Source organism: Mycobacterium sp. (genome assembly GCF_049585075.1).
Classification (GTDB): Bacteria; Actinomycetota; Actinomycetes; order Mycobacteriales; family Mycobacteriaceae; genus Mycobacterium.
In genome coordinates this window covers 1-3,048 of record NZ_JBAUZA010000053.1, presented here as the reverse complement: position 1 = coordinate 3,048, position 3,048 = coordinate 1, and the positions used below count along the sequence as shown (strand labels likewise).

Below are 3,048 nucleotides of genomic sequence, written 5' to 3'. Positions count from 1 at the left end.
AGTCGATGCCGCGCCGGGGGTGGGCGTGCTGCGCGACGGCCAGAAGTGGGTGGCGCTGGCGATGCCTGGATACGCACTGTCGGGTGCGGCGGCGGTGCTGGCGTTGCGGCGTTGGTTGCAGCCCGCGCTCACCGCGCCGGTGTTGTGCGCCGCGCTGCTGTTCGCACTTCCCGACTTGGCCTGGGGTGTCGGAGGAAAAGTCGAGCCGGTGCACTACCCGAGCGACTGGCCAACCGTCGCAGCGTTGATCAACCGCGATCCCGGAGTCGTCGCGGTGTTGCCGGCCGATAGCATGCGGCGATTCGCCTGGAGTGGACCGGCACCGGTGCTGGATCCATTGCCGCGCTGGGTGCGCGGCAATGTGCTGCTAACCGGCGACCTGACGATCGCGGGTGTAACGGTTCCCGGTGAGGGCTATCGGGCGCACACGGTGCAGCGGCTGATGTTGTCCGGCGCCGATCCTGCTGCGCTTCGCCGCGCGGGCGTAGCGTGGCTGGTGGTCGAAGCAGGCACTCCCGGCGATATGGGCCTGGCCGCCAAGACATTCGAACGACTACCGGTGACCTATCGCGGACACGACTTGAGCTTGTATCGTGTCGACGGCACGCCAGCCGCAACGCCGGCCGATCGCCGGTTGCTCGCGGTGATCGCCCATCTCGTGTGGTTGCAGGTGTTGATTGTCGGAGCCGTCGGCATGGCGGTGGCCCGCTGGCGGCAGCGGCGTCCTACACCACTCCGCTGACGCGTTCTCCGGCCATCACTGACTCCAGCACGCTGCGCATCGCGTCTGCGCTTTGCCGCCAAGAGAATTCGGTGCTGCGCGCTTGCGCTTTGGCGCCGAGCTGATCACGCAGCACCGGATCGTCCAGTAACTGCTGCAATCGATTCACCAACTCGGCGCGACTGTCGACCAGTACCCCGGTCACCCCGTCGATGATCGAGTCGGCCAACCCGCCAGACGATCGGTAGCCGATCGTCGGCACCCCATGCTGGGCCGCCTCGATGACCGCCAGACCCCAGCCTTCTTTGCGCGACGGCAACACATGTACCCAAGACTGTTGCATGACATGGTGTTTGGTGACGTCATCGATGTGGCCGTGGAACGTCACCGTCTCGCTGATGCCCAGGCGCGCCGCGTGATCGACCAGGCGCTGCCACCACCACCCGCCGCCGACGATGTCGAGATGCAGTCCGGGGGTCGACTCTCGCAGCAGCGCCACCGCGGCCATTGCGTCCTCGATCTGCTTGTGCGGCACCAAGCGGGACAACACCAATACGCGCGGATTGTCCGCGCGCGGACCGTGCAGAGATGCTTCCGGGGCCTCGTCGAGACCGTTGCGCACCAAGGCTATTCGCTCGTCTTGGACGCCCAGGCCGACCAAGTCGCGGGCCGACGGCAGCGACACCGTCACGTATTGGTTGCGGCGGTGCAGCCTCGGCGACAACCGCGACTCTACGAACCAGCCGAATCGGCCGAGCACCGGGCCGGCGACCGGCCATTGCTCACGATGGCAGTGGTGCACCAGCACCACGACCCGTCGTCCGTAGATCAACCGTGCCAGAAACGGCAACCCATTCTGCGTGTCGACCACCACATCCGGTCGCACCCGCCGCAGCGGTCCCATCCCAAGCCTGGCCGCAGCCATCGCCAACAGCGCCCACACGTAGACCGAGTACCGCCCGCCCGCCCGGCTGATCCGCACGCCGTCGACAACCTCGCGTCGCGCGGCGCCGGCATAGCGGGCAGTGCGCAATGTGACTGCGACGCCGGACTCGGCGAGCTGGGCTCCGATGCGCTGCAGATAGGTTTCGCTGCCACCGCCCTGTGGGTGGCCGGTATCGCGCCAGCACAGCAGCAGTACCGAGCGCAGTTCAGACATCACTGGTCAGCCTAATGGGTCCCGAACGTGAACCTGGCCGCACGCTCGGCGTCGAACGTGCGGCTGGCTTCACGCTCGCCGGCCCAGCCGTAGGGTTGGCCGGTGGCCGTGACTGACATCTTCGCGCGGCGAGCGACGCTGCGACGCTCGGTGCGGCTGCTGTCGGAGTTCCGCTACGAGCAGCGCGACCCGGCCCGCTTCTACGGGACGCTGGCAACCGACACCGCGGAGATGGTCAGCGACCTCTGGCAGGGCATCCGCGCCGAACGCCCGGTGGGTCTGCGCCTACTCGATGTCGGAGGCGGGCCCGGATACTTCGCGACAGCCTTTACCGACGCCGGGATTGGGTACATCGGCGTGGAGCCGGATCCCAGTGAAATGCACTCCAGCGGGCCAATTTTGGCGCGTGAAGCGGTGCCCTTCGTCCGCGCCTCAGGAATGGCGCTGCCGTTCGCCGACGACAGCGTGGACATCTGCCTGTCGTCGAATGTCGCCGAGCACGTGCCGCGGCCATGGGAACTCGGTGGCGAGATGCTGCGGGTCACCAGGCCCGGCGGCCTGGTGGTGTTGTCCTACACGGTCTGGCTCGGGCCGTTCGGCGGCCACGAAATGGGCCTGACCCACTACCTGGGCGGGGCCCGGGCCGCGGCGCGTTATGCCCGTAAACACGGCCATCCAGCCAAAAACAACTACGGGTCGTCGTTGTTCGCGGTGTCGGCGGCGGACGGCCTGGACTGGGCGGCGAGTACGGGCGCCTTGATCGCCGCGTTCCCGCGCTACCACCCAAAATGGGCCTGGTGGCTGACGGCTGTGCCGGTGGTGCGTGAGTTCCTGGTGAGCAATCTCGTGCTGGTACTTCGGCCGCAAGAATGAAACGTGTTCTCGTTTCGCCGTGGCTTGGGTAGGGTGGCGACCATGCCCGCCGGCGACGATGCAGAGCGGAGCGATGAGGAGGAGCGGCGGAAAATGACTGACGTCACAACGAAGCAAGCTACAACGGAGTACGACAAGCTTTTCATCGGCGGCAAGTGGACCGAGCCGTCGACGTCCGAGGTCATCGAGGTGCACTGCCCCGCCACCGGCGAATACGTCGGCAAGGTGCCAATGGCAGCGCCGGCCGACGTCGACGCCGCGGTTGCCGCGGCCCGGGCCGCATTCGACAGCGGCC

3 protein-coding genes and 1 pseudogene are annotated in these 3,048 nt (G+C 67.4%); 3 read left to right on the top strand and 1 reads right to left on the bottom strand.

The genetic code is table 11. The features are described 5' to 3' along the window. Window positions 1-742, top strand: a pseudogene (locus WB785_RS02510) (hypothetical protein); the annotation flags it as partial. On the opposite strand, the gene WB785_RS02505 reads toward WB785_RS02510, so the two are convergent. Further along, entirely contained in the window at window positions 726-1,880 is a 1,155-nt protein-coding gene (locus tag WB785_RS02505) for a glycosyltransferase family 4 protein (RefSeq protein ID WP_424077118.1), read from the bottom strand. The pseudogene WB785_RS02510 and the gene WB785_RS02505 overlap by 17 nt on opposite strands. A gap of 102 nt (window positions 1,881-1,982) precedes the next feature. Between WB785_RS02505 and WB785_RS02500 the strand changes: the two genes are divergently transcribed. Next, the gene (locus WB785_RS02500; RefSeq protein WP_424077117.1) at window positions 1,983-2,753 is read left to right on the top strand and encodes a class I SAM-dependent methyltransferase; all 771 of its coding nucleotides are present in this window, start codon (window positions 1,983-1,985) and stop codon (window positions 2,751-2,753) included. 93 nt (window positions 2,754-2,846) lie between these two features. Further along, on the top strand, window positions 2,847-3,048 hold a 202-nt coding region (locus WB785_RS02495), incomplete at its 3' end, for an aldehyde dehydrogenase family protein (RefSeq protein WP_424077116.1).